Source organism: Prochlorococcus marinus str. GP2, assembly GCF_000759885.1.
In the GTDB taxonomy this organism is placed as follows: Bacteria; Cyanobacteriota; Cyanobacteriia; order PCC-6307; family Cyanobiaceae; genus Prochlorococcus_A; species Prochlorococcus_A marinus_J.
Genome location: NZ_JNAH01000003.1, coordinates 121459 through 144721, shown reverse-complemented (window position 1 = coordinate 144721; position 23263 = coordinate 121459). Strand labels below are relative to the sequence as shown.

The 23263-nt window shown below is 32.8% G+C and carries 27 protein-coding genes; 14 read left to right on the top strand and 13 right to left on the bottom strand.

The genetic code is table 11. The annotated features are described in order from the left end of the window. Positions 1 to 83: 83 nt before the first annotated feature. The 8 genes from EU91_RS06850 to EU91_RS08985 all read left to right on the top strand — a co-directional run bounded on the left by EU91_RS06850 (position 84) and on the right by EU91_RS08985 (position 5741). Positions 84 to 1229: a citrate synthase gene (locus EU91_RS06850; protein WP_025922078.1), complete on the top strand. Its 1146-nt coding sequence runs from the start codon at positions 84 to 86 to the stop codon at positions 1227 to 1229. A 75-nt stretch (positions 1230 to 1304) separates the two neighbouring features. Beyond that, complete coding sequence (gene nuoH / locus EU91_RS06855) at positions 1305 to 2423, top strand: NADH-quinone oxidoreductase subunit NuoH (RefSeq protein ID WP_032523934.1); 1119 nt, start codon at positions 1305 to 1307, stop codon at positions 2421 to 2423. A 68-nt stretch (positions 2424 to 2491) separates the two neighbouring features. Continuing rightward, positions 2492 to 3118, top strand: coding sequence for an NAD(P)H-quinone oxidoreductase subunit I (gene ndhI / locus EU91_RS06860; RefSeq protein WP_032523933.1), 627 nt, complete (start codon positions 2492 to 2494; stop codon positions 3116 to 3118). Positions 3119 to 3131: 13 nt separating this feature from the next. Beyond that, a complete protein-coding gene (locus tag EU91_RS06865) occupies positions 3132 to 3731 on the top strand; it encodes an NADH-quinone oxidoreductase subunit J (RefSeq protein ID WP_032523932.1) in 600 nt (199 codons plus the stop codon). Positions 3732 to 3749: 18 nt separating this feature from the next. After that, entirely contained in the window at positions 3750 to 4070 is a 321-nt protein-coding gene (gene nuoK, locus EU91_RS06870; RefSeq protein ID WP_032523931.1) for an NADH-quinone oxidoreductase subunit NuoK, read from the top strand. A 9-nt stretch (positions 4071 to 4079) separates the two neighbouring features. Then, the gene (locus tag EU91_RS06875; RefSeq protein ID WP_032523930.1) at positions 4080 to 4991 is read left to right on the top strand and encodes an NAD(+) kinase; all 912 of its coding nucleotides are present in this window, start codon (positions 4080 to 4082) and stop codon (positions 4989 to 4991) included. After that, a complete protein-coding gene (locus tag EU91_RS06880) occupies positions 4992 to 5459 on the top strand; it encodes a CYTH domain-containing protein (protein WP_032523929.1) in 468 nt (155 codons plus the stop codon). It begins immediately after the preceding gene. A 96-nt stretch (positions 5460 to 5555) separates the two neighbouring features. Next, a complete protein-coding gene (locus tag EU91_RS08985) occupies positions 5556 to 5741 on the top strand; it encodes a hypothetical protein (protein WP_072012884.1) in 186 nt (61 codons plus the stop codon). Here the strand turns inward: EU91_RS08985 and EU91_RS06885 are convergent. Then, a complete protein-coding gene (locus EU91_RS06885) occupies positions 5704 to 5982 on the bottom strand; it encodes a helix-turn-helix domain-containing protein (RefSeq protein ID WP_032523928.1) in 279 nt (92 codons plus the stop codon). The genes EU91_RS08985 and EU91_RS06885 overlap by 38 nt on opposite strands. Before the next feature lie 77 nt (positions 5983 to 6059). On the opposite strand from EU91_RS06885, the gene EU91_RS06890 reads away from it, so the two are divergent. After that, positions 6060 to 6950 carry a methylenetetrahydrofolate reductase gene (locus EU91_RS06890; protein WP_032523927.1) on the top strand — a complete coding sequence of 297 codons (891 nt, stop codon included), beginning with the start codon at positions 6060 to 6062 and terminating at the stop codon, positions 6948 to 6950. Here the strand turns inward: EU91_RS06890 and EU91_RS06895 are convergent. From EU91_RS06895 to EU91_RS06910, 5 genes are all read right to left on the bottom strand, one after another. Further along, positions 6934 to 8112: a nucleotidyltransferase family protein gene (locus EU91_RS06895; RefSeq protein WP_032523926.1), complete on the bottom strand. Its 1179-nt coding sequence runs from the start codon at positions 8110 to 8112 to the stop codon at positions 6934 to 6936. The genes EU91_RS06890 and EU91_RS06895 overlap by 17 nt on opposite strands. A 48-nt stretch (positions 8113 to 8160) precedes the next feature. Then, positions 8161 to 9009, bottom strand: coding sequence for a segregation/condensation protein A (locus EU91_RS0108410; protein ID WP_032523925.1), 849 nt, complete (start codon positions 9007 to 9009; stop codon positions 8161 to 8163). Positions 9010 to 9104: 95 nt separating this feature from the next. Continuing rightward, positions 9105 to 10709 carry an NAD(P)H-quinone oxidoreductase subunit 4 gene (locus tag EU91_RS06900; protein WP_052041265.1) on the bottom strand — a complete coding sequence of 535 codons (1605 nt, stop codon included), beginning with the start codon at positions 10707 to 10709 and terminating at the stop codon, positions 9105 to 9107. A gap of 121 nt (positions 10710 to 10830) precedes the next feature. Then, complete coding sequence (locus EU91_RS06905) at positions 10831 to 12852, bottom strand: NAD(P)H-quinone oxidoreductase subunit 5 (RefSeq protein WP_032523923.1); 2022 nt, start codon at positions 12850 to 12852, stop codon at positions 10831 to 10833. Positions 12853 to 12885: 33 nt separating this feature from the next. Then, entirely contained in the window at positions 12886 to 13614 is a 729-nt protein-coding gene (locus EU91_RS06910; protein ID WP_032523922.1) for an NnrU family protein, read from the bottom strand. 82 nt (positions 13615 to 13696) lie between these two features. Here EU91_RS06910 and EU91_RS06915 point away from each other — a divergent pair, with 82 nt between their 5' ends. Beyond that, positions 13697 to 14641 (top strand): LysR family transcriptional regulator, encoded by a 945-nt coding sequence (locus EU91_RS06915; RefSeq protein WP_032523921.1) that lies wholly within the window; start codon positions 13697 to 13699, stop codon positions 14639 to 14641. A gap of 7 nt (positions 14642 to 14648) precedes the next feature. On the opposite strand, the gene EU91_RS06920 is transcribed toward EU91_RS06915, so the two are convergent. Both EU91_RS06920 and ndhM read right to left on the bottom strand, forming a co-directional pair. Next, positions 14649 to 15275: a DUF3172 domain-containing protein gene (locus EU91_RS06920; protein WP_032523920.1), complete on the bottom strand. Its 627-nt coding sequence runs from the start codon at positions 15273 to 15275 to the stop codon at positions 14649 to 14651. Further along, positions 15272 to 15619, bottom strand: a complete 348-nt coding sequence (gene ndhM, locus EU91_RS06925) for an NAD(P)H-quinone oxidoreductase subunit M (protein WP_032523919.1) — start codon at positions 15617 to 15619, stop codon at positions 15272 to 15274. The genes EU91_RS06920 and ndhM overlap by 4 nt, the downstream gene beginning before the upstream one ends. A gap of 90 nt (positions 15620 to 15709) precedes the next feature. Here ndhM and pds point away from each other — a divergent pair, with 90 nt between their 5' ends. Together pds and EU91_RS06930 are read left to right on the top strand one after the other, a co-directional pair. Further along, positions 15710 to 17095 carry a 15-cis-phytoene desaturase gene (gene pds, locus EU91_RS0108405; RefSeq protein WP_032523918.1) on the top strand — a complete coding sequence of 462 codons (1386 nt, stop codon included), beginning with the start codon at positions 15710 to 15712 and terminating at the stop codon, positions 17093 to 17095. Positions 17096 to 17143: 48 nt separating this feature from the next. Next, positions 17144 to 18052: a phytoene synthase gene (locus EU91_RS06930; protein WP_032523917.1), complete on the top strand. Its 909-nt coding sequence runs from the start codon at positions 17144 to 17146 to the stop codon at positions 18050 to 18052. Here EU91_RS06930 and EU91_RS06935 read toward each other — a convergent pair whose 3' ends face one another. Next, complete coding sequence (locus EU91_RS06935; protein WP_032523916.1) at positions 18053 to 18472, bottom strand: RNA recognition motif domain-containing protein; 420 nt, start codon at positions 18470 to 18472, stop codon at positions 18053 to 18055. A gap of 58 nt (positions 18473 to 18530) precedes the next feature. After that, positions 18531 to 19748: a CCA tRNA nucleotidyltransferase gene (locus tag EU91_RS06940; protein ID WP_193741584.1), complete on the bottom strand. Its 1218-nt coding sequence runs from the start codon at positions 19746 to 19748 to the stop codon at positions 18531 to 18533. A 14-nt stretch (positions 19749 to 19762) separates the two neighbouring features. Between EU91_RS06940 and EU91_RS06945 the strand changes: the two genes are divergently transcribed. Together EU91_RS06945 and EU91_RS09260 are read left to right on the top strand one after the other, a co-directional pair. Then, entirely contained in the window at positions 19763 to 20014 is a 252-nt protein-coding gene (locus tag EU91_RS06945) for a Ycf34 family protein (protein ID WP_032523915.1), read from the top strand. Positions 20015 to 20023: 9 nt separating this feature from the next. Beyond that, complete coding sequence (locus EU91_RS09260; RefSeq protein WP_032523914.1) at positions 20024 to 20677, top strand: molecular chaperone; 654 nt, start codon at positions 20024 to 20026, stop codon at positions 20675 to 20677. A gap of 4 nt (positions 20678 to 20681) precedes the next feature. Here the strand turns inward: EU91_RS09260 and EU91_RS06955 are convergent, their stop codons facing one another. The 3 genes from EU91_RS06955 to EU91_RS06965 are packed head-to-tail and all read right to left on the bottom strand — an operon-like array spanning position 20682 to position 23230. Next, positions 20682 to 21302, bottom strand: a complete 621-nt coding sequence (locus EU91_RS06955; protein WP_032523913.1) for a lysophospholipid acyltransferase family protein — start codon at positions 21300 to 21302, stop codon at positions 20682 to 20684. 5 nt (positions 21303 to 21307) lie between these two features. Continuing rightward, on the bottom strand, positions 21308 to 22204 hold the full coding sequence (gene fabD, locus EU91_RS06960; RefSeq protein ID WP_032523912.1) for an ACP S-malonyltransferase: 897 nt from the start codon (positions 22202 to 22204) through the stop codon (positions 21308 to 21310). 18 nt (positions 22205 to 22222) lie between these two features. Continuing rightward, the gene (locus EU91_RS06965; RefSeq protein WP_032524189.1) at positions 22223 to 23230 is read right to left on the bottom strand and encodes a beta-ketoacyl-ACP synthase III; all 1008 of its coding nucleotides are present in this window, start codon (positions 23228 to 23230) and stop codon (positions 22223 to 22225) included. Positions 23231 to 23263 lie beyond the last annotated feature (33 nt).

Sequence of the window (23263 nt, the reverse complement as noted above, 5' to 3'; positions counted from 1 at the left end):
TTTTGTGAAGTTAATATCTTGTGGTTAATTAAAAATTATTTGACTATCTTTAATCTATAAGTATTTGAAATTGAATTAAGCAATTGGATAGCAACAAACTAATTTTAAAACCAGGATTAGAGGGTGTTCCAGTTACTAATTCATCAATCTGTGATATTGACGGCAACAAAGGGAAATTATTGTACAGAGGCTATTCAATTGAGGAACTATCCCAAAAAAGCAGTTTCTTAGAAACTGCTTACCTATTGATTTGGGGTGAATTGCCCACAGCTATTCAACTAAGAGATTTCGAACAAGAAGTTCAGATGCATAGAAGGTTAAGTTTTAGAGTCAGAGATATGATGAAATGTTTCCCCGCAACCGGTCATCCTATGGATGCTCTTCAATCTAGTGCAGCTTCTTTGGGACTCTTCTATTCACGTAGAGCAATAGATGATCCTAATTACATCTACAACGCAGTTATAAGACTAATAGCAAAGATACCCACAATGATTGCTGCGTTTCAACTAATTAGAAAAGGACAAGACCCAATTCAACCTAGAGATGATTTAACTTACTCATCAAATTTTCTTTACATGCTGACTGAAAAAGAACAAGATCCTATAGCTGCAAAAGTTTTTGATAGGTGTTTAATTCTACATGCCGAACATAGTTTAAACGCAAGTACATTTAGCGCTAGAGTTACAGCAAGTACTCTTACAGACCCATATGCTGTCATTGCCTCTGCAGTAGGAACCCTTGCTGGCCCGCTGCATGGAGGAGCAAATGAAGATGTAATTGCAATGTTAGAAGAGATTAAAACTCCAGAAAATGCTGGGTCTTTTTTAGATAATGCAATTAAAAATAAAAGTAAGATAATGGGGTTCGGCCACAGAGAATATAAAGTTAAAGATCCAAGAGCAATAATTCTTCAAAAACTGGCAGAAGAGCTTTTTATTAGATTTGGAGCAGATGAAATGTATGAAGTTGCTAAATCACTTGAGGCAGAAGCAATACCAAGACTTGGACCTAAGGGTATATTCCCTAACGTGGATTTTTATTCTGGTCTTGTTTATAGAAAACTTGGTATTCCTCGTGATTTATTTACTCCAATTTTTGCCATATCTAGAGTGGCTGGTTGGTTAGCTCATTGGAGAGAGCAACTTGGAGCAAATAGAATTTTCAGACCATCCCAAATCTATACAGGTTCAGCACCAAGAGATTGGATCAGCCTAGAAAGTAGAGAATAATATTTGCAGCTTTTCATAAAAAACACACATATTGTTTGTGAAGAGTTAATCTATTAAGTAAATAACATAAAAATTTTGGAATACGGATTAGATCTCGAATATAGTTTTAATGAATTCTTAAAGGGTTTTGGCCTTTCCAGCGAAATCGCTCACATAATTTGGCTCCCTCTCCCTATGCTTTTGGTTTTGGTAGCGGCAGTTGTTGGCGTTTTAGTAACAGTTTGGCTTGAAAGAAAAATATCTGCTGCTGCTCAACAAAGAATAGGCCCCGAATATGCAGGAGCGCTTGGTGTTCTCCAACCAATTGCAGATGGTCTTAAGTTACTTGTCAAAGAAGATATTATTCCTGCTAAAGCGGATGGAATTCTCTTCACTGCAGGACCTATTTTAGTTCTTGTCCCTGTGATTCTGTCATGGTTAATTGTCCCTTTTGGACAAAACCTTTTGATAAGTAACGTTGGAATTGGAATTTTCCTATGGATCGCTTTAAGCAGTATCCAGCCAATTGGACTTCTCATGAGCGGGTATGCATCCAATAATAAATATTCATTGTTAGGAGGTTTAAGAGCAGCAGCTCAATCAATAAGTTATGAAATCCCTTTGGCTTTATCTGTACTGGCTATCGTATTAATGACTAATTCTCTAAGTACTGTTGACATTGTCAACCAACAAAGTGGGGCTGGAATCCTAAGTTGGAATATATGGAGACAACCAGTAGGTTTTATAGTCTTTTGGATCTGTGCTCTTGCAGAATGTGAGAGACTTCCATTTGACTTACCCGAAGCGGAAGAAGAATTAGTTGCAGGATATCAAACTGAATATGCAGGAATGAAATTCGCATTGTTCTACCTTGGTAGTTACATTAATTTAATCCTTTCAGCTTTATTGGTATCAATACTTTATTTAGGAGGATGGGGTTTTCCTATTCCAGTTGAATTAATAGCTAAGTTTCTAAATTTGCCAATTAATTCACCCTTCATACAAGTTTTCACTGCATCAATAGGAATTGTAATGACTGTATTAAAAGCATATCTTTTAGTTTTCATTGCAATATTATTGCGTTGGACAACTCCTAGAGTAAGAATAGATCAACTATTAGATCTTGGATGGAAGTTTCTTCTTCCAATTTCTCTTGCTAATCTTTTGATAACTGCAGGATTAAAACTTGCTTTTCCGCAATTCTTTGGTGGTTAAATTTAAGTAAAAATACTTAAATTAAAAATTAATCCACTAAAATAAAATAACTAAGTAAATTCTTCAAAATGAAAAATTTCCTTCAACAAATAAATAGCTATATCAAAGAAGCATTTAATGCTGGGAAATACTTATACAATGGTATAACAGTAACTTTTGACCATCTTCGAAGAAGACCTGTTACTGTCCAATATCCATATGAAAAATTAATACCCTCTGAAAGATATAGAGGAAGAATACATTATGAATTCGATAAATGTATTGCCTGCGAAGTTTGTGTGAGAGTATGTCCCATTAATCTCCCAGTAGTTGATTGGGTAATGAATAAAGAAACCAAAAAAAAGGAACTTCGAAATTATTCAATAGATTTCGGAGTTTGTATATTTTGTGGAAATTGTGTTGAATATTGTCCAACTAATTGTCTATCAATGACCGAAGAATATGAATTAGCTACTTTTGACAGACACAATCTAAATTTCGATAATGTAGCACTTGGTAGACTACCTACAAACGTCACAACAGATCCCTCAGTTAAACCTCTAAGAGAACTTGCCTATCTTCCTAAAGGTGTTATGGACCCTCATGAAATCCCAGCTTCAGATACTAGAGTTGGTAAATTACCTGAAGAAGTCTATGATTGGATGAAGCCTGAATCAAATGAAAATAAAGATAAAGTTTCTAGTCCAACTAATTAATTTCTATTAATTTATGTCCATCGCAATAACAACACAATTTATTTCTTTTATAGTTCTATCTTTAGTTGTCATTATTGGAGCCCTTGGGGTTGTATTGCTAGAAAGTATTGTTTATTCAGCTTTTCTTCTGGGGGGAGTTTTTATGAGTGTGGCAGGATTATATCTTCTTTTAAATGCAAGTTTTGTTGCTGCGGCACAAGTTTTAGTGTATGTGGGTGCAGTGAATGTATTAATTATTTTTGCTATTATGCTCGTCAATAAAAAAGAAGATTTAAAGCCTATCAATGACATTAAATCGAGAAGAATAATATCAACATCGATATGTTTAACCCTACTAAGTCTCTTAATAAGAGTTGACTTGACTAATATATGGAGCCTCTCAAGTCCTCAAAACTCTATTAGAGAAGAATCAACTATCAGAATTGGTGAACATCTATTCAGTGATTATTTACTCCCATTTGAAGTAGCTTCAGTTTTGCTTTTAATGGCAATGATTGGGGCTATTATTTTAGCTAGAAGAGATGTAATGACCAAAGATATTTCGACAGGACTACCTGTAGATCAAGAATTAATTGAAAAATCATCAGAACCATTACTTACAAATAAAAATTAACCTTTCGTCTTACCTATTATGAATTTAGAATCAATTCCTATTCAAGCTTTTTTGATAGTATCTTCAGCACTATTTTGCATTGGTATTTGGGGATTATTAAATAGCAGAAATGCAGTCAGAGTTCTTATGAGCATCGAATTAATGCTGAATGCAGTAAATATAAACTTGATGACGTTTTCTTCCTATATCGATAATAATTTAATTCAAGGACAAGTTTTTACAATTTTTGTGATTACTGTTGCAGCTGCAGAAGCTGCCGTTGGATTAGCTATTCTGTTATCTCTTTACAGAAATAGGGTAACTGTAGATATGGAAAGTTTTAATTTATTAAAATGGTAAAAGCATTAAATGAAACTTTCATTAGTGCTAATCATATATCGTTCAAACAGTACTTCAGCATTAGAAGCTTCTAAGTTCTGCGAAGAAGTCCTTAAAACCAAAAATATTAAATCAATAAGAATTGAAAGCGATTTTCATAAAGATCAAATTGAACAATATCTATGTAATTTAAAATTTCTACCAAATATTGGAATCGTTCTTGGGGGTGATGGAACCTTCCTAAAATGTGCAAATGCATTAACTGCTTATGATATACCTTTACTGAGCATTAATATTGGTGGCAATTTGGGTTTTCTTACTCAAGAAAAAGATTTTTTATTTGACAAATCTTTTATTGAAATTCTTGAAAACGAAGAATATATTATTGATTTTCGGAATAGATTAAATTGTGATATTTGTATTAGTGGAACCATTACAGGGGAAAAAACTATAAAAAGCTATGACGCATTAAATGATTTTTATTTTAAATCGGTTGAAGAGAGTATTTCTCCCACCAACCAAATACAAATTGAAATCGATAATGAGAAGGTAAATGAATATAAAGGTGATGGATTGATTATATCCACATCTACTGGTTCGACTGCATACTCAATGGCTGCTGGTGGACCTATAGTACATCCTAGTTTAGATGCAATGATAATTAACCCTATATGCCCAATGAGCTTAGCAAGTAGACCTATAGTTATACCCAATACAAGCAAGGTAATTATTAAACCAGTCAAAAAAAGTAAAGGAGAAATAAAATTATGGAGAGACGGTTCAAAATGTATGACTATTAAGGAAAGCTATTATTGTGAGATCAAAAAAGGGAGATCACCTTGCAAAATAATTAGGTTTAAAGAGAGCACTAGCTATTACAATACTTTAATAAAAAAACTAGATTGGAAAGGAGATTTATCTCTAAAAAATCCAAAAATTTAAATGGCCCTTGAAATAGAAAGACGTTTTCTCATAAAAAATGATAATTGGAAAGAATATATCAATAAGTCAATTTTTATTGAACAGGGATATCTATCAAAAAGTTTAGATGATTGGATTATTAGGATAAGATTTACTGGTGAGGACTTTAAAATTGCACTAAAAAAACATATCGAAAACTTTACCAACTTTGAATTTGAATATTCCATTCCACAAAAAGATGGTGAAAAAATAATGTCCACTCTTACAAATACAATAAAAAAAGAAAGATTCTTTTTAGAAGTTGAAAAAAAATCTTGGATTATAGATTGCTTTAAAGAAAATAATTTTCCACTTGAAATTGCAGAAATTGAACTTTCTAATGAAGAGGAAGATTTAAGTCTTCCATCTTTCTTATCAAAAGAAATTACTGGGCTGAAAAATTACTCGAATTTCAGTCTTGCAAACATACCTTTTTCAGAATGGAAGTAGAAGTATTTGACAACTCTCAAAAATAACTAGTCAAAGGAACCACCTATCCTTTATATTTTCTTTATATTTTGGAAATAACTTTTATTCTCTTTAAAAATGTATGGTCTTTATGACAAAGAAGGAATATTGAGGTTTGTTGACACAGACAAAGAAGCCTGTATAGCATATGCAGAACTCTTCGAATTAGGTTCTACAAATTATTGTTTAATGGATTTAGCTAACGATACAAAAAAAGTAAAAGGCACTACTCTTGATCAGAGTCTGGAAGCGAACAACAATTAAATCCGTCTCTGCAAATCTTTCCATTATCCATTGCCCAATTCAAAAGTGCTACTCTATTTTTTGAACCTGTTTTTGTAAACATATTACTTACATGATTATCAACAGTTCTTTTACTAATTGTTAGTTTTACTGCAATTTCTTGATTTGTAAGCCCATCAGCTACGAGATCAATGATTTCCATCTCTCTTGTTGAGAGACCCATCATGTCAATGTTGTTTACTTCTTCGTCAACCATTTGCATTTAAACAGTTCCTTTTTTATATTAATTAAGTTTAGCAATCTCACTACACTTGTTAACCAATTAGGAAACAAAAGCAATTGAAATCAAAACTTCAGCAGACTTTAGAGAAAAAATCCAAGGTGATAACAGCAGAGTTAATGCCGCCTAGAGGTGGAGACCCCATAAGATCTCTTAAGATAGCACAACTTTTGAAAGATAAGGTACATGCTGTTAACATAACCGACGGAAGTAGGGCTGTAATGAGAATGTGTAGCCTGGCAATGTCCAAACTATTACTGGAAAATGGGATAGAACCAATAATGCAAATATCTTGTAGAGATCGTAATAAAATTGCTTTACAATCAGACATTCTTGGAGCAAATGCTTTAGGAATTAAAAACATCTTATGCATTACCGGTGATCCCGTAAAAGCCGGGGATCAACAAGATGCTAAAGCAGTACATCAGTTTGAGTCAGTAAAATTACTAAAGCAAATACAGGACTTCAATAAAGGAATTGATCCTACTTTCGAGGAGCTTCCAGATAAAAAAACATTTATATATGCAGGAGCTGCAGCAGATCCAAGTTGCAGAAATCAAAAAAGTTTAGAAAATAGAATAAGAAAGAAAAAAGAAGCTGGAGCTCAATTCATTCAAACTCAAATGGTTATGAAAAAAGAAGATTTAATAGAATTTTGCGAAAAAATAGCCAAACCCCTTGATATTCCTGTAATTGCAGGTGTATTCCTTTTGAAATCTTACAAAAATGCTCTCTTTATAAACAAATACGTCCCCGGTGCAAACATCCCTGAAAATATATTAAATCGTCTTAAAGAAGCCAAAAACCCCTTAGAAGAAGGTATTCTAATTGCAGCTGAACAAGCTCAAGACTTTTTTTGTATTGCGAGTGGAATACATCTAATGGCAGTTAAATCGGAACATTTAATTCCTGAGATTCTTAAAAAAGCTGATCTTAGTCTGGAATATTAATCAAATCAGTACCTAACAATTCTGCCATTGCCTTCTGTTGAGGGGATGGCTCAATCATGTCAGATCTTCTAGAATCTGTTATCAACCAATCCAAAGATGCATCTTGCAAATCAAAGTGATCTCCATTTTTGCCCACACAGTATCGGCCAAATACTAATTTATCTACTAGTCGAACACCCTTACCGATTTTTGAATAATCAAAAATAATTGAATTATCAATTGTGGCACCTTCGCAAATACAACAACTCGGGCCAATCATTGCAGGTCCAATAATTGTTGCGCCATCCTCTATTCTCGTCATTCCACCTATATATACAGGCCCAGTAATATCAACTGTGTCCCAATTAGCAGCAACATTTAAACCGGTAAAAACTCCAGGTTTAATTTCTTTGCCAGGTATCTCAACTTGTCTTACTTTTCCTTGTAACACATTACGAATAGCACTCCAATAATCAGGAACTTTTCCAATATCTACCCATTCGAAATCCATTGGAAGTGCAAAAAATGGTAAATCCATTTCAACGAGTTTAGGGAAAAGATCAGCACCAATATCAAATTTTTCACCTGATGGTATGTAATTAAAAATTTCAGGTTCAAAAAGGTAAATACCTGTATTTATAGAATCGCTTAAAGCATCATCTACAGTTGGCTTTTCTTGAAAAGCTTTTATTCGACCATTACTATCTGAAACTACTACGCCATAACTTGATACTTGATCTCTAGTAACTTTTTTAGTAATTAAACTTGCAATTGCTCCTTTTTCCTTATGTTTCTTAACTGCTTCAGTCAAATCTAAGTCCACTAAAGCATCCCCGCATAGAACAACAAAAGTTTCATCAAAAAATTTTTGAAAATCTTGAATTTTTTTTAGTCCTCCTGCTGAACCTAAAGCATCTCCGATTAGTTCCCCATCTTCAATTCTCCCTTCGAAACTATATGCAATCTCCACACCGAATCTTTGACCATCCCGAAAGTAATTTTCAATTTCTTCAGCGAGGTGAGAAACGTTAACCATTATTTCTTTAAAGCCATGTTCTTTGAGGAGTTCTAAAAGAAACTCCATTACAGGTTTTTGTAGAATCGGTATCATTGGTTTTGGAATGATATGAGTTATGGGTTGAACACGTGTGCCTTTACCTGCTGCAAGTATCATTGCCTTCATGAATTGAAAACCTCTTTTTAAAGATTATACGTTATTACTATTAAGCTTCTAAACAGCAGAAGGATAGGTATTGGTTACCTCAAGATTTTCTATTGGCAATTGAGCTAAGCCTCCATCAGGAATTATTCTTTTAATTTGTAATGGACCATATAAAGAATTAATTTGTTTAATTTCAATTTTGTTTTCAGAGGATAAAAATAACAAGGCCCAAAAGACCCCAAGACGATCTTTATCTAAATCATTTTTTACAACTGATTGCCATTTCTCAACTAAATATTCAAAATCTGTCCACTGTAATGCTTTTTCCCACCCATCAATAAATTCGCCTAATGCCTTTGTGGTTTCTGGCAGTTTCTCGCGGTGCGCTAATGATTTAACTTGAGAAATTAAAGCCTTATCAGAATATTTTTTATTTCTTTTTCTCTTCATTAAAAGAAGATCTTGGGTTTCCATAACTTCAGCGATAGATTCTAACTGACTTACCAGTTCTCCTAGGGTTGTCGTTCGTTGGAGAATTGGTTGTGCTATTGATCTTCTCCTTAAATATTTTTCAGGGTATTTTGGTATATCAAATTCTTGATCAATCCAATCTTGATCATCCAGATCAAAATCATCCTCAAAATCTGAAGAATTTTCTTTGAAAACTTCAGATTCCAAAACTTGAGCTTTTAAATTAACTAATACGGAAGCAGCAAAAAAAGCCTCACTCGTCTCAGACAAATCCTTTTGGTAAGTATTTGAACCATTTGCTTTTCTTCCAAAATTTTGGGAGTATTGTTCTAAAAAGCTATCTATTACACTTATTACATCAATATCCCATGGATCAAGATCACCTTTACCAGCAGCATCTTGAAGGAACTTAATTAATAATCTAGGCCCTAATTGTTGCCTATCAATAGAATTAAAATAAGGTATCTTAAATTTGGGAATATCTAGACATAAGATAACTTTTTAATTATTTAATGCCATACAATATTGCATTAATTTAAAAATTATATTGTTGGGGCTTTAAGGATGTCATTTTTTTGTGTTCCTGAAAAAATATTTGTTTTCACAGCACTTTTAACAGCAGTTAAATCTCTATCAACTAAATTGTTAATTGATGCGATATAACTCTCAGTCACTAACCTTGGATATAATCCTATTCCAATTATTGGAAACAGTAAACAAGCAATAATATAAACCTCTCTAGGCTCAGCATCAATAAGTTTCCGTTCTTCGATTAATTTAGGATTTTCTTTACCAAAGAAAATTTCCCTTAACATTGAAAGCAGATAAATTGGGGTAAGTATCACTCCTATAGCAGCTAAAGAGGCCATAACTACCCTAAATGGCAATGTATAAACTTCATCCGTAACAAACCCTGTAAATACCATTAATTCTGAAACAAATCCACTCATACCTGGTAAAGCAAGTGAAGCAAGGGAGCAAGCAGTCCAAAGGGCAAACATTATTCTCATTTTTTGACCTACACCACTCATTTCATCAAGTTTAAGAGTCTTGGTTCTGTCATAAGTAGCTCCAACAAGAAAAAATAAACTAGCCCCAATTAACCCATGACTAACCATTTGCAGCATTGCTCCGCTTGTTCCAAGGCTACTAAAACTACCTATTCCAATCAGGACAAAACCCATATGACTTATAGAACTATATGCAATCTTTCTTTTGAGATTTCTTTGCGCAAAAGAAGTTAATGCAGCATAAATTATATTAACTACTCCAAGAACTATTAGTAATGGGGCAAATTGAGCATGAGCAACGGGTAATAATTGTGCATTAAATCTCAAAAGAGCATATCCTCCCATCTTCAATAAAATTCCAGCTAAAAGCATATGAACAGGGGCTGTAGCCTCTCCATGAGCGTCTGGGAGCCAAGTATGCAGAGGAACTATTGGGAGTTTTACTCCAAATGCAATTAAGAGCCCCACATAACAGAGTATTTGAAATTTTTGACTAAAATCTTGAGATGCCAAGTGAGAAAACTCAAAGTTAGGAATTTCTGTACCGTAGAAACCCATAGCTAATGCAGCTATTAGGATAAATATTGAACTACCAGCTGTATAGATAATGAACTTTGTTGCTGCATATTGTCGATTTTTACCACCCCAAATAGCTAATAACAAATATACGGGAATTAACTCAAGTTCCCAAGTGAGAAAAAATAAAAGCATATCTTGAACTGCAAATACAGCAATTTGCCCACCATCCATAACCAATATTAAAAAGAAAAATAACTTTGGCTTAAACTTGACTGGCCATGCAGCTAAAACTGCTAAAGCAGTTATAAAACTTGTTAACAAGATTAAAGGCATTGAAATACCATCAGCACCAACTGACCATGTAAGACCTAAATTCGGAAGCCAACTAATATTTTCTTTCAGTTGCAGATTTTCATTATTAATATCAAATCCATTTATATAAGAACCTACAGTTATTAAAAAAGTTATTAATGCAATTGACAGAGCAAACCATCTAACCTCTTTACCATCACCTTTGTCTGGGAAAAAAGGTATCACAAACGCGCTAGCAATTGGGAACAAAATTGAAGCAGATAACCAAGGTAAAGTAGACAATCCAGCTCCTAAAGTCCCTAACATTTGTGGCGCAAAATGTGTAAAAAAATAAGTACTCAATTTAGTAGGAAATTTATCTTAAATAAATTCTAGAAATTATCTGTATTTTTTCACCCCAATGAACAGTGAAGACACACAATTGAAATTAAGTTACTTGAGGAGATTGAAAGCCGAATATAGCAACTAATAAAATTACTCCGCCAAAAACAATAAGAGCGTAAAATTGGGCTCTACCGGTCTCAAAATATTTTAAACCTTCTCCACTTCCTAAAGTTACAAGTCCAGTAAGATTAACGACTCCATCAACAACCTTAGAATCAACTTCCAATACTTCTTTAGCTAGTTTTCTACTACCCTTAACAAAAAGTTTTTCATTGATATCATCTAAGTACCATTTATTTGATAAAAATTGATTAATAGACGGAAACCTTTGTGCGAATAATATTGACAAATTAATTTTTTTCACAAAATATGCCTGATAAGCAATGATGATTCCTGATGATGCAATAAAAACAGACGCTATTGCCAAAGGCAAAAATTCTTTTAACTCGAAGGCTTTTGCTGCAGCCTGTGCTTCTTCAGGATCTAGTAAATTTGCAATTTTGCTATCCCATGGAAGTCCCATAAAACCGATAATTACAGACGGTACAGCGAGAAAAACCAAGGGAAATGTCATTGACCAAGGCGACTCATGAATAGATCCATGTTCTTCATGCTCTTCCTCATTTTCTTCATCAAGATTTAATTTTGATGCAATTAAAAGTTGTTTCTGTAAATCTTTGTTGTCCCCTCTGAATTCTCCTTCAAATGTTAAGAAATAAAGTCTAAACATATAAAAAGCAGTCAAGCCAGCTGTTAAAAATCCTACAAACCAAAAAGCTGGAAATGATATGAATGCATTTCCTAGTATCTCGTCTTTACTCCAAAAGCCTGCCAATGGAGGAATACCACTAATTGCTATACAGCCTATTAAAAATGTTGCTGATGTATAAGGCATTTTTTTTCTTAAACCGCCCATCAATCTCATATCTTGAGCCAATATAGGCTGATGACCAACTACTTCTTCCATAGCATGAATCACTGAACCGGATCCCAAAAATAACATTGCTTTGAAGCAAGCATGAGTAACCAAATGGAAAATTCCTGCTATTGGGGCTCCACAACCCATAGCAAGCATCATATAACCAAGTTGGGAGACAGTACTATATGCTAATCCTTTTTTTAAATCCATTTGGGTCAAAGCTATTGAAGCACCTAGAAAACAGGTAATGGTACCAACCAAAGCAATAATGAATTGAATAGAGGGGAATATAGAATACAAAGGTTGAAGCCTTGCTACAAGGAATATTCCTGCGGCAACCATAGTTGCAGCATGAATAAGTGCAGAAATAGGTGTAGGGCCTTCCATCGCATCAGGCAACCATACATGAAGAGGAAACTGAGCAGATTTTGCCATTGGTCCTAAAAAGACTAAAAAACAAAGTAGTAGAGCAGCCCAAATGGGTATTGAGTTATCAGATATTGATTGAGAAATTCCAGTAGCTATTTCATTAAAATCAAAACTATTTGTTGCCCAAAATAGACCAAGTATTCCTAGTAATAATCCGAAGTCTCCCACTCTATTCACAACAAATGCTTTTTGTGCGGCGTGCGCTGCGCCATCTCTGTCGTACCAAAAACCAACCAATAAGTATGAACACATTCCAACTAATTCCCAAAAAACGTAAATTTCTAATAAATTTGGACTGACTATCAATCCCATCATCGAACTACTAAATAATGCTAAATATGTAAAAAATCTGACATAACCCTTATCATGTGCCATATAACCATGAGAGTAAATCATTACAAGCAAAGTAATAGTAGTTACTAAAGCAAGCATTACACTCCCCAAAGGATCGAGGACAAAGCCCATTGGGATTGTGAAATCCCCAGCGTTGGCCCATACAAATAATTTTTCAACTGATTGATAACCATTAACTTGTTCAATCAGAGCTTTATAGCTAATTACCGCAGAAATCCCAACAAAAGAAATTAGACCTACAGAAACAATTTCTCTTGAATTATTAATTTTCTTGTTGATACTTATTAATCCTAAGCCAGAAAGCACTGCTCCAATTAGTGGAAAAACAGGAATTAACCAGGCAATTTCAGAAGCTTGAGGCATGTTTTAAAAAACTTATAGTTTGATTTTAAACCGTCAATTGAAAAATTTAGACAAAAATGATGAATTAAATGTTTTAACAGCAATATTAATATACTGATGAGACCACCAAAGTACCCCTATTGCAATCAAAATACCTAGTTGAGATAACCTTAAAAATTCTTTAATTTTAAATTCTTGCCTACCTTCAATTATTGCTACAAATGGGACTATAGAAGTATTTTGTTTAAACTTTTCAAACTCTTCTCCAAATCTTTTGGCTAATCTTTTATCGCCATGCCAAATAGCGAAAAGGTGATGCAAAATTAATCCAATAGAAGTTATCAATGTGAATGATGTACCTATCCATAAAGTATGTGCAAAACACCATATTATTTGACCAAAGGCTTGAGGATGTCTAGTGATTCGCATGATCCCAGTTCCATAAATTCGCACTTTAGGTTTTAAGACAGAAGGAATTTCCAATAAGTTGTAAGTAGCAGGATATAAAAATAAAAAACTTATTGCAGTTAAAAACCAAACTACAAAGAAAACTAAATTATTACCCTGGAAATTCCACAACCTAATGCCGTCATATCTATGCGCCAAAAAATAACTAATTAAGACAATTGCAGATGGCAAACTAAAAAAAACAAAGCATAAACGCCATAATCTTGGTCCAATAATAGATTCTGCTTTAATTCTCAAGGCAGCTCCACCACTATGAATTACTGCAAAAATAAAAATTAACAACAATATGATTAGAGAAGTTTTATGTGTCTCCATAAATTTTGATTATCCAAAAAATTTTATTCTTAACAAGAATACTTTTAAGCATTAGAATTATAGATAATTGTAGGGACAATGGATGCCCGAATTACCCTTTACTCTTGACCAATTAAGAATATTAAAAGCTATTGCAGCTCAAGGAAGTTTTAAAAAAGCTGCAGATTTATTGTACGTAACTCAACCTGCTGTCAGTTTACAAATACAAAATCTAGAAAAACAACTTGAAATTACAATATTCGATAGAGGTGGCAGAAAAGCTCTTTTAACTGAGGCAGGAAGGCTACTTCTTGATTATTGTGAACGAATTTTGAATCAGTGCGATGAAGCCTGTAAAGCGATCGAAGATCTAAATAGCTTAAAAGGTGGAACACTTGTAATTGGAGCTAGCCAAACTACGGGAACCTATTTAATGCCAAGAATGATTGGGTTATTCAGACAAAACTATCCTGATGTATCTGTTCAACTGCAAGTTCATAGTACTAGAAGAACTGGCTGGAGTGTTGCCAATGGACAAATTGATTTAGCTATCATTGGAGGACAATTACCTGGCGATTTAGAAAATTTGCTGCAAGTTATTCCATATGCAACTGATGAATTAGCACTAGTTTTGCCCTCAAAGCATCCACTTTCAATCAAAAAAGAACTTTTAAAAGAGGACTTATACAAATTAAATTTCGTAACGTTGGATTCTCAATCTACAACCAGAAAAGTTGTTGATAAACTTCTGCAAGATTCTGGACTTGAAATTCAAAGGTTGAAAATTGAGATGGAACTTAACTCACTTGAAGCAATCAAGAATGCGGTTCAATCAGGTTTAGGAGCTTCGTTTTTACCTGTTGTTTCAATTGAAAGAGAATTAGCGGCTGGAACAATCCACAAAGCATTTGTTGCCGACTTAGAGGTTAAAAGAGAACTAAAATTAATTACTAATCCCTCAAGATATACTTCAAGAGCATCAGAAGTATTTAAGAAAAATATTTTGCCCCAATTTGCTAGTTTAGAAAGCCCACTAAGGCAAATATAAATTTTAATCAGAACTGAATAGCTTCTTTATTAATGCCTACTCCTCCATCTTCGGCTTGTCCATCGCCCTTGATTATGAATTTATTTTCATTTACATCTGTTTGATAAACGCACTTAACTATTGGTTTATCTCTTATAGATCCAATGTAAGCAAAAGTATTCATTCGTTGCTTACATTCTCTTACATCTTCATTACTGATTGCACCTTGTTTTTGCAAAACTGTCCAGTTTTCTCTTCTAATTACACATCCAGGCTGTAGGGCAGGTTGCGTCACGAAACTCGTAGATGGATTTAGAGTTGTATACATCTCAACATCAATTACAAATGCACTTGCGCCCCATTGTCTACAAAACTCAGGATCTGGAACAGCCATATCTAATTGTTGTTGACTAGCTATATTTCCCTGTCCACCATCAGTGGTACTGGTGATCGCGCTCCCAATTCCAACTCCAAGAATTAATACTCCTGCAAGCACAGCTATTGTTCCTGTATTGAAGTTGATCTTTTGTTCAGAAGAAGCAGCAGGCAATCTAATATTTCTTTGACCATAAGAATCAACATCTCTTGGATTTGAAGAGTAATAGTTTCTGTTTGTACCTCTTCTAGGTCTCCTATTTGATGGTGGTCTGTTCACAGTACTTCATTTGTTTTTGGTAAACCCATTGAGTAGTTCATAACTCTACAATCAGGGTTATAACTTAATTGCCCATTTTGAAGCAAAAATTTAATTAAACCTTCGATTTCTGAACCAATTTTCCGAAGTTCATAATCATCTAAATCCTTTCCCGCTCTCTCTTTTATTAATTCATTAAATTTTTCATTAATTTTGGTTAAAGAATCCTCCTTCCAAATAAATTCGTTATCAGGATCTAAATCAAGAGTCAGTTTACTGGGATGAAACTTTAATTCTTTATCAACTACTTCAGCTGTAAAAATTCTTACATGTCGAGTTGTTGATTTTAAAAGCATTTTTTCCATAATTTTGCGAAATAATCAACGAAAAAAACTATTATGTTCTAACTTTAATGTAGCTTATTAGTAAGTGTTAATTTATTTCTTGATTTAATAATGCGTGTTGTAATTGCTGGTGCAGGTTTAGCGGGTTTATCTTGTGCTAAATATCTTGTGGATAATGGTCACATTCCAATATTACTTGAAGCTAGGGATGTTCTAGGAGGAAAAGTTGCGGCATGGAAAGATGAGGATGGAGACTGGTATGAAACTGGATTACACATATTTTTTGGAGCATATCCTAATATGTTGCAACTTTTCAAAGAATTAGATATTGAAGATAGACTCCAATGGAAAAGTCATTCAATGATTTTTAATCAGCCATCTGAACCAGGAACTTACAGTAGATTTGACTTCCCCGATATACCAGCTCCCGTAAATGGAGTTTCAGCCATACTTAGCAATAATGATATGCTTTCATGGAATGAAAAAATCCTATTTGGAATAGGTTTAGTTCCTGCAATGTTAAGGGGCCAAAAGTATCTTGATAAATGTGATACTAAATCATGGACAGATTGGCTCAAAGAACACAATATACCAGAAAGAGTTAATGATGAAGTTTTTATAGCCATGAGTAAAGCTCTAAATTTTATTGGACCGGATGAAATCTCATCTACAGTTTTATTAACAGCATTAAACAGATTCTTACAAGAAAAAAATGGTTCAAAAATGGCGTTCTTAGATGGAGCTCCTCCGGAAAGACTTTGCCAACCAATGGTTGATTACATTACTGCTCGTGGTGGAGAAGTTCATATGAATAGCCCATTAAGGCAAATTAACCTTAATGAGGACAGCACTGTTAAAAGCTTTACTATCGCTTCTTTAAATGAAAACGAAAAGCAAGAGATAACTGCCGATGCTTTTGTTAGTGCAATGCCTGTAGATCTTTTTAAATTAATGATACCCAAGCAATGGAAAGGTCTTGATGCTTTTTCAAAATTAGATGGTTTAAATGGTGTACCAGTTATTAATATTCACTTATGGTTTGACAAGAAATTAACAGATATTGACCATCTACTTTTTAGTAGATCACCACTTCTTAGCGTTTATGCAGATATGAGTATCACATGTAAAGAATATGAAGATCCAAATAGATCAATGCTTGAATTAGTTTTCGCACCAGCAAAAGATTGGATTAATAGGAGTGATCAAGACATCGTTGATGCAACTATGGAAGAACTGAAAAAATTATTCCCAACACATTTTGTCGGTGACGATAAGACAAAATTAAGAAAATATAAAGTAGTTAAAACTCCAAGATCTGTATACAAGGCAGTTCCTGGATGCCAAGAGTTCAGACCTAGTCAAAAATCTCCAATAAAAAACTTCTTCTTAGCTGGCGATTATACTATGCAAAAATATTTAGCATCTATGGAGGGAGCTGTTTTAAGTGGTAAATTATGCGCGGAAGCAATAAATAAAGAGTATTCCAAAATCCCTTAAAATGTTTCTTAATAAAATTAAAAAAATTCTTAAATTTATAAAAGCTTTTTGAAAAAATCAATTTCTCAACTAGATCAAGCATATGAAATATGCCGTAAAGAAACCCAACATTGGGCTAAAACTTTTTACTTGGGAACTCTTCTTTTACCCACAGAAAAGAGAAAAGCTATTTGGGCTATTTATGTATGGTGTAGAAGAACAGATGAAATCATGGATAGCGAAGAAGCTTCAACTAAATCGCAAGATGAGCTTTCAGATAATTTAGATGCATGGGAAGAAAATACAAAGAATGTATTTAAAGGAATAGTTAAATCTGAATTAGATTCAGTTTTGTTAGATACTCTAGAAAAATATCCACAAAGTATTAAGCCATATTTAGATATGATCGATGGTCAAAGAATGGATCTCAATAAATTTAGATACAAAGATTTTGATGAATTAAAACTCTATTGTTATAGAGTCGCAGGTACTGTTGGTTTAATGACTCAGAATGTTATGGGGTTAGATAGCGCTTATACATCAGCACCATGGAGTTCTAAACCTGACCCCTCTGAAGCAGCTATAGCTTTAGGAATTGCAAATCAACTAACCAATATATTGAGAGATGTCGGAGAAGATAGGCACAGAGGGAGAATTTATCTCCCACAAGAGGATATTGAAAATTTTAATTATTCTGAAGAAAAACTATTAAAAGGCGAAATTAACAATCAGTGGAGAGCTCTGATGAACTTTCAATTAACAAGAGCCCGCGATTGGTTCCACAAGTCAGAAGATGGAATTAAGTGGTTATCTTCTGACGCAAGGTGGCCAGTTTGGGCATCTTTGCGTCTATATAGAGGGATTTTAGATTCTATTGAAAGGCTAGATTATGATGTTTTTAATAAAAGAGCTTTTGTTAAGAATTCAGTAAAAGCTTTTGAGATCCCAATATCTTTTTTAATTTCTAGAATCAAATAATTAAGCAGGAGTCTTCTGATTCGCTAATAAATCTTTTAATTTGGATAGTTCTCCTGCCCATCTTGGATCAGGTGCTTCAAGATTAGGGGCGTCACTATGAACAATTTTCTTGAAATCTTTCTTCTTCTTGTTCTTATTTATATTTCCACTATTTCTTTTATTCGAAGCAGGATCCTTCTTTTCTGATAATTCTACTCTTAATTTAGATCCATTAAATTCAAAACCATTTAACTTTTGAATTAATAAATTAGCATTCTCTTCATTGTTTGTTGTGGCGAAACCAAACCCTCTGCATTCCTTAGTTTCCTTATCTAAAACTGCTTTAAATCTAATCGAATCAGAAACGGATTTTAAAAGTGTATCAAATTCTTTTGGATTAAATCCTTGTGGTAAGTTGCCAATGTAAATACGAATACTCATAAATTTTTAAAAATGATTTTAAAGTCTGAACTTTTAAACAAAACTAAGCTATGTGTATTTAATCACATTTTGGCGCATTTTGTTCAATCCATTGCTTTGCTTTATAAATAGCTTCATCAAAATTATTCAATCTTTTAAATGCAAGCTCCTTTGAGAGATACTGTAAAAGATCACCTAAGATAGGTCCATCCTTTATTTTCAAATTGTTTTTGATTACATCACCATTAATTAGATTTGAGGGATGAAATAATTTATCTTCCTTATCACGCCACCTCTTTAGCCAATTAAAGCGCAAATTTTGAGGTAAATAAAAAATAAAAGAAGGAAGAAACATCTCTAATTCTTGATGTAATTTAAATCTATCTAATTCATTTAGCTGAGCGATATTTTTATCCTTTAAAAAAACATGCCATTTTCGCAGTAACTTAATTTTTGTAATTTCAGCTTTACTAAATTTAAATTTTTTAAGAGATGTTTCATCTAAAATTTGAGCAATAAAAAATAATGGTAAAAATTGCTCTTTTTCTGCCAGATTAAGTTCTGAATAATTAATTTTTTCTAAATCCAAAAAAAAAGAATCTTCATATAAATTATCAGTGCCAAATATATTAATTTTTTTTATCAACATAACTGCATCAAGAGCATGAAACCCATTTACTATTTTCTGTATTTCATAATTAATCCTCTCTTCGGCAACAAGATATAATTTCCCTTTATTTTTTTTAATAAAAGTAATTAAATTAAGGTCAATTTTAAAATTCAATTCTGAAACAAATCGAAAACATCTTAATATTCGTAAAGGATCATTTAGTAAATTTATTCCAGAATGAGTTCTAAGTATAGAAAGCTTTAGATCTACAAGACCATTCAAAGGATCAAACAAACACTTCTTATCAAATAAAAAAGCAATTGAATTAATCGAAAAATCCCTAGAACTCAAATCTCCTTCGATCGTTGATGAAACCTGATTAGCAATATCAATGCAAATATGATCAAGAATAATTCTTATTACTTCTCTTTTTTTATCTAAAATAATAAATTTTGATCCAATACTATCTGTAATCTTTTTCCCAATTTCAATTGCATTAGTCGGCACTACAATATCAATGTCTATATCTTCAGTTTCTCTGCCCAAAATAATATCCCTTATGTAACCGCCAACCAAATATGATCCTTCAGGTAAAAAAGCTAAGACAGAATCCCAATGATGAAATTTTATACTTTTTTCTAATTCATCTATTATTAGTGTATGATCTGTGAGAATAGGTCTTTTCATTTTATTTATTAATTATGTGCATTTGCATCAACTGTAAATGGGTTGATAGATGTATCACATATCATGATGTTGAGATTAATCATGATGTTGATCATATTTGTGATGTACCAGATTTTAAAGCAAAAAAACCATTCATTCATGTCAATATTCTTAAAGAAAAGAATGGCGATTATAAAACTGAATGGGATGTTCAATCTTGTGAAAGCTTTGTAAATGAATTTGGTAAATGGTCTAAGTGTAATCCTGGTATGGAATTACCTGTTTAAAGGTAATAAATGACAAATAAACTCAAACCAATAGAAAATTACCCTATATTAGTGATTCATAGCACAGAAAATTCTTTTGGCTTTGGATATAGAAAAAAAAATAACCTTGAATCAGATGAATTATTTATCAAAAAATTTAATAATGACCTTTGTAACAACTTAGTAAATGATCTTAACAAATTCATTTCAAAAGAAAATTTACAAAAAGTCAAAAAGATATCTGTAAGCATTGGGCCAGCAAATTTTAATGCTTCACGACTTATTGTAGTTTTTGCAAGAACTATCTCCCAACAAATAAATTGTCCTCTAGACGGTTTTAGTTCATTTGAAATAATGGCAAAAAGAATTGCAGTTAAAAACAATATTTTTACCAATAATCAATCATTCTGGATTTACAAAAAATTAAAAAGAAAGGGATTTATTGCAGGTAAATATGAAATTTGTCATAACGAAAAAACCTCTTCGGATTTAGTGATTCGCGAAACCGTTTTACCAAAAGTTATTAAAGAATTTGAGAGTAAAGAACTTTTTTTAGAGGCTAATTATGATGATAAAGAAGATTTAAAGGAACTATTAGATTTATCAAATAAAAAGATAATGCAAACGACTTTAAAATCGTGGCAAAAAGTTTTACCACTTTACCCTATTTCACCGATTAACTAAGTATTCAACCAATCAAATTATTAATACTATCTTGAAGTTTTGTAGTTACAGAATAAAGTTCATCTCTTGATGAGCTTTTTGGAGGCTGCACAGGTTTTCCAACTTTAATAACTATTTTTGAAAAGAAAGGAATACAGAATTTAAATCTTAATAGTTTATGTGAATTAACTATCGCGACAGGCAATAATAATGTTTGATTTTTAAAGGCTAATAATGCTGCTCCTTGTTTTGGTTTATTAACTCGCCCATTTTTTTGACGAGTACCATCAATAAAAATTCCAATGCAATTATTATTTGATAATTTTTTACATGCTGTTTTAATGGTATTTTTATCAGCAATTCCTCTCTTTACTGGATATGCGCCACAAGACTTGATAACAAATCCTAATAAAGGGATTTTAAAAAGCTCTGCCTTCGCCATAAAGGATACATTACGTCCAAGAGCATGCCCTAATAAAGGAGGATCTAATAAAGAACCATGGTTAGAAACCATTATAAAGCAATCTTTTTGCGGAATATTTTCTTTACCTTTTAAATTACCTTGAAATACAAATTTATAAATAGGAAATACAAAAAGTTTGCTGACTAATTGATAGATTAATTTTTGAAAAATATCATTTTTCATAAAAGTTAATAAGTGATTTGATCAGAAGATGAAACTTGAGAAATCTTTACGTCCTTAAAATGTCTTTTTCCTAAACCGCTAAGTACATTTGAAGGACCAATTTCAACAAAATGTAGATCACTATCTTTCGCCATTAAATCCATAGTTTCTCGCCATCTCACCCCATTACACATTTGATTTTCTAATCTCGTTTTAAGCTCATTTGGATCGCTACAAACTGTAGGATTATAATTACTTATAACTGGAAAAGAAGGATTATTAAATTCAATCAATTTCAAATACTCGGAAAATTTTACTGAAGGCTCTTTCATAAATGGTGAATGAAATGCACCTGAAACATTTAATTTTAGAAATCTTTTACAAGAAATTTCTCTCGATAAATTATCTAAAGCCTCATCAGATCCTGATAAAACAACTTGGGACTCGCTATTATCATTAGCAATTACTACATCATCAATTTTTTTTACTAGTAAGTCAAGTTGATTTCTATCAAAACCAATTAATGCTGCCATCGATCCTTTTCCTGCATTTGCCATTAATTGAGATCTTACTTTGATAAGCGAAACACAATCTTCGAATGAAAAAACATCTGCACAATATAGTGCAGTTATTTCTCCCAAACTATGCCCAGCAACATAAGTTGGTTTGAAATCATTATCCTTTAATGCATCTAATAAAATCGATTCAACTAAAAAAAGACAAATTTGCGTATTTATCGTGTTATTTAAATCATTTAGAGGATTACATAGTTCAGAATTTAATCCACTAATTTCAAATAAATTTCTCTCAAATATCTCAGAAGCATAACTAAACCTCTCCTTTGTATTAGGCAGATTTTCAACTTGTTTTGCCATTCCTTTTTTTTGCGAACCCTGTCCAGGGAATACCCATGCAACTGTCATAATGCTCCTATCTTGTTTTTAACCCCATTTAATGAGGGCTGCACCCCAACTTAACCCAGCCCCAAATCCACTTGTGGCAATAATATCATTTTGTTTAATTCTATTATTTCTAATAGCTTCATCCATCATTAGAGGGATTGTGGCTGCTGAAGTGTTGCCATATTTTTCTAAATTGCTAAGAATTTTTTCTCTAGGAATTTTTAACCTGTCTCCAACTGAATCCAATATTCTTTGATTAGCTTGATGCAATAAAAGCCAATCAACTTCCTGAGAACTAAAGTTAGTCCTTTTAAACAACTTATCAAGAATTATCGGAACCTCTCTTACTGCAAATTTATAGACTTCTTGACCATTCATCTGAATTGGAGAAAAGCCTCCATTTAAAAAATCAATATCATCAAATATTAAATCCTTATTATTTTTTGATGGAAGATTAAGAAAAGAACCCCTTTCTCCATCAGTTTTCATATCAAAACCAATTAAATTATCAAATTCATTGGAGGCTTCAATTGCTAATGCACCTGCACCATCTCCAAATAGAATACAACTTCTTCTATCATTCCAATCAACAAAGCTTGATAATTGATCTGCGCCGACAACTATAGCCCTTTTAAAACTACCCCCTTTTAAAAATTGTGAGGCTGTTATTAAGGCGAATAAAAAACCACTACATGCAGCAGTTAAATCAAAAGCTACGGCATTATATGCCCCTAATTTATCTTGAATAGATGGCGCCGAACCAAATAAGTCATGAGGAGTAGAAGTAGCTAATATAATCAAATCAACAGTTTTTATATCCCAATTTGCCATCGCAACAGCATCAAGTGCCGCCTTACAGCCCATCTCAGTAACATTATCTCCTAAGCTAGAAATTCTTCTCTCAGAGATACCGGTTCTAGATTTTATCCATTCATCACTTGTATTTACCTTTTGACTAATTTTTTGATTGGTTAATATTTGATCGGGTACACAACTCCCACTTCCTTTGAAGGATACTCCAATCTGATTAAACTTTATTCCTTCCAAAAGTATTTTTTTGTAACTTATATAAGTCAAACA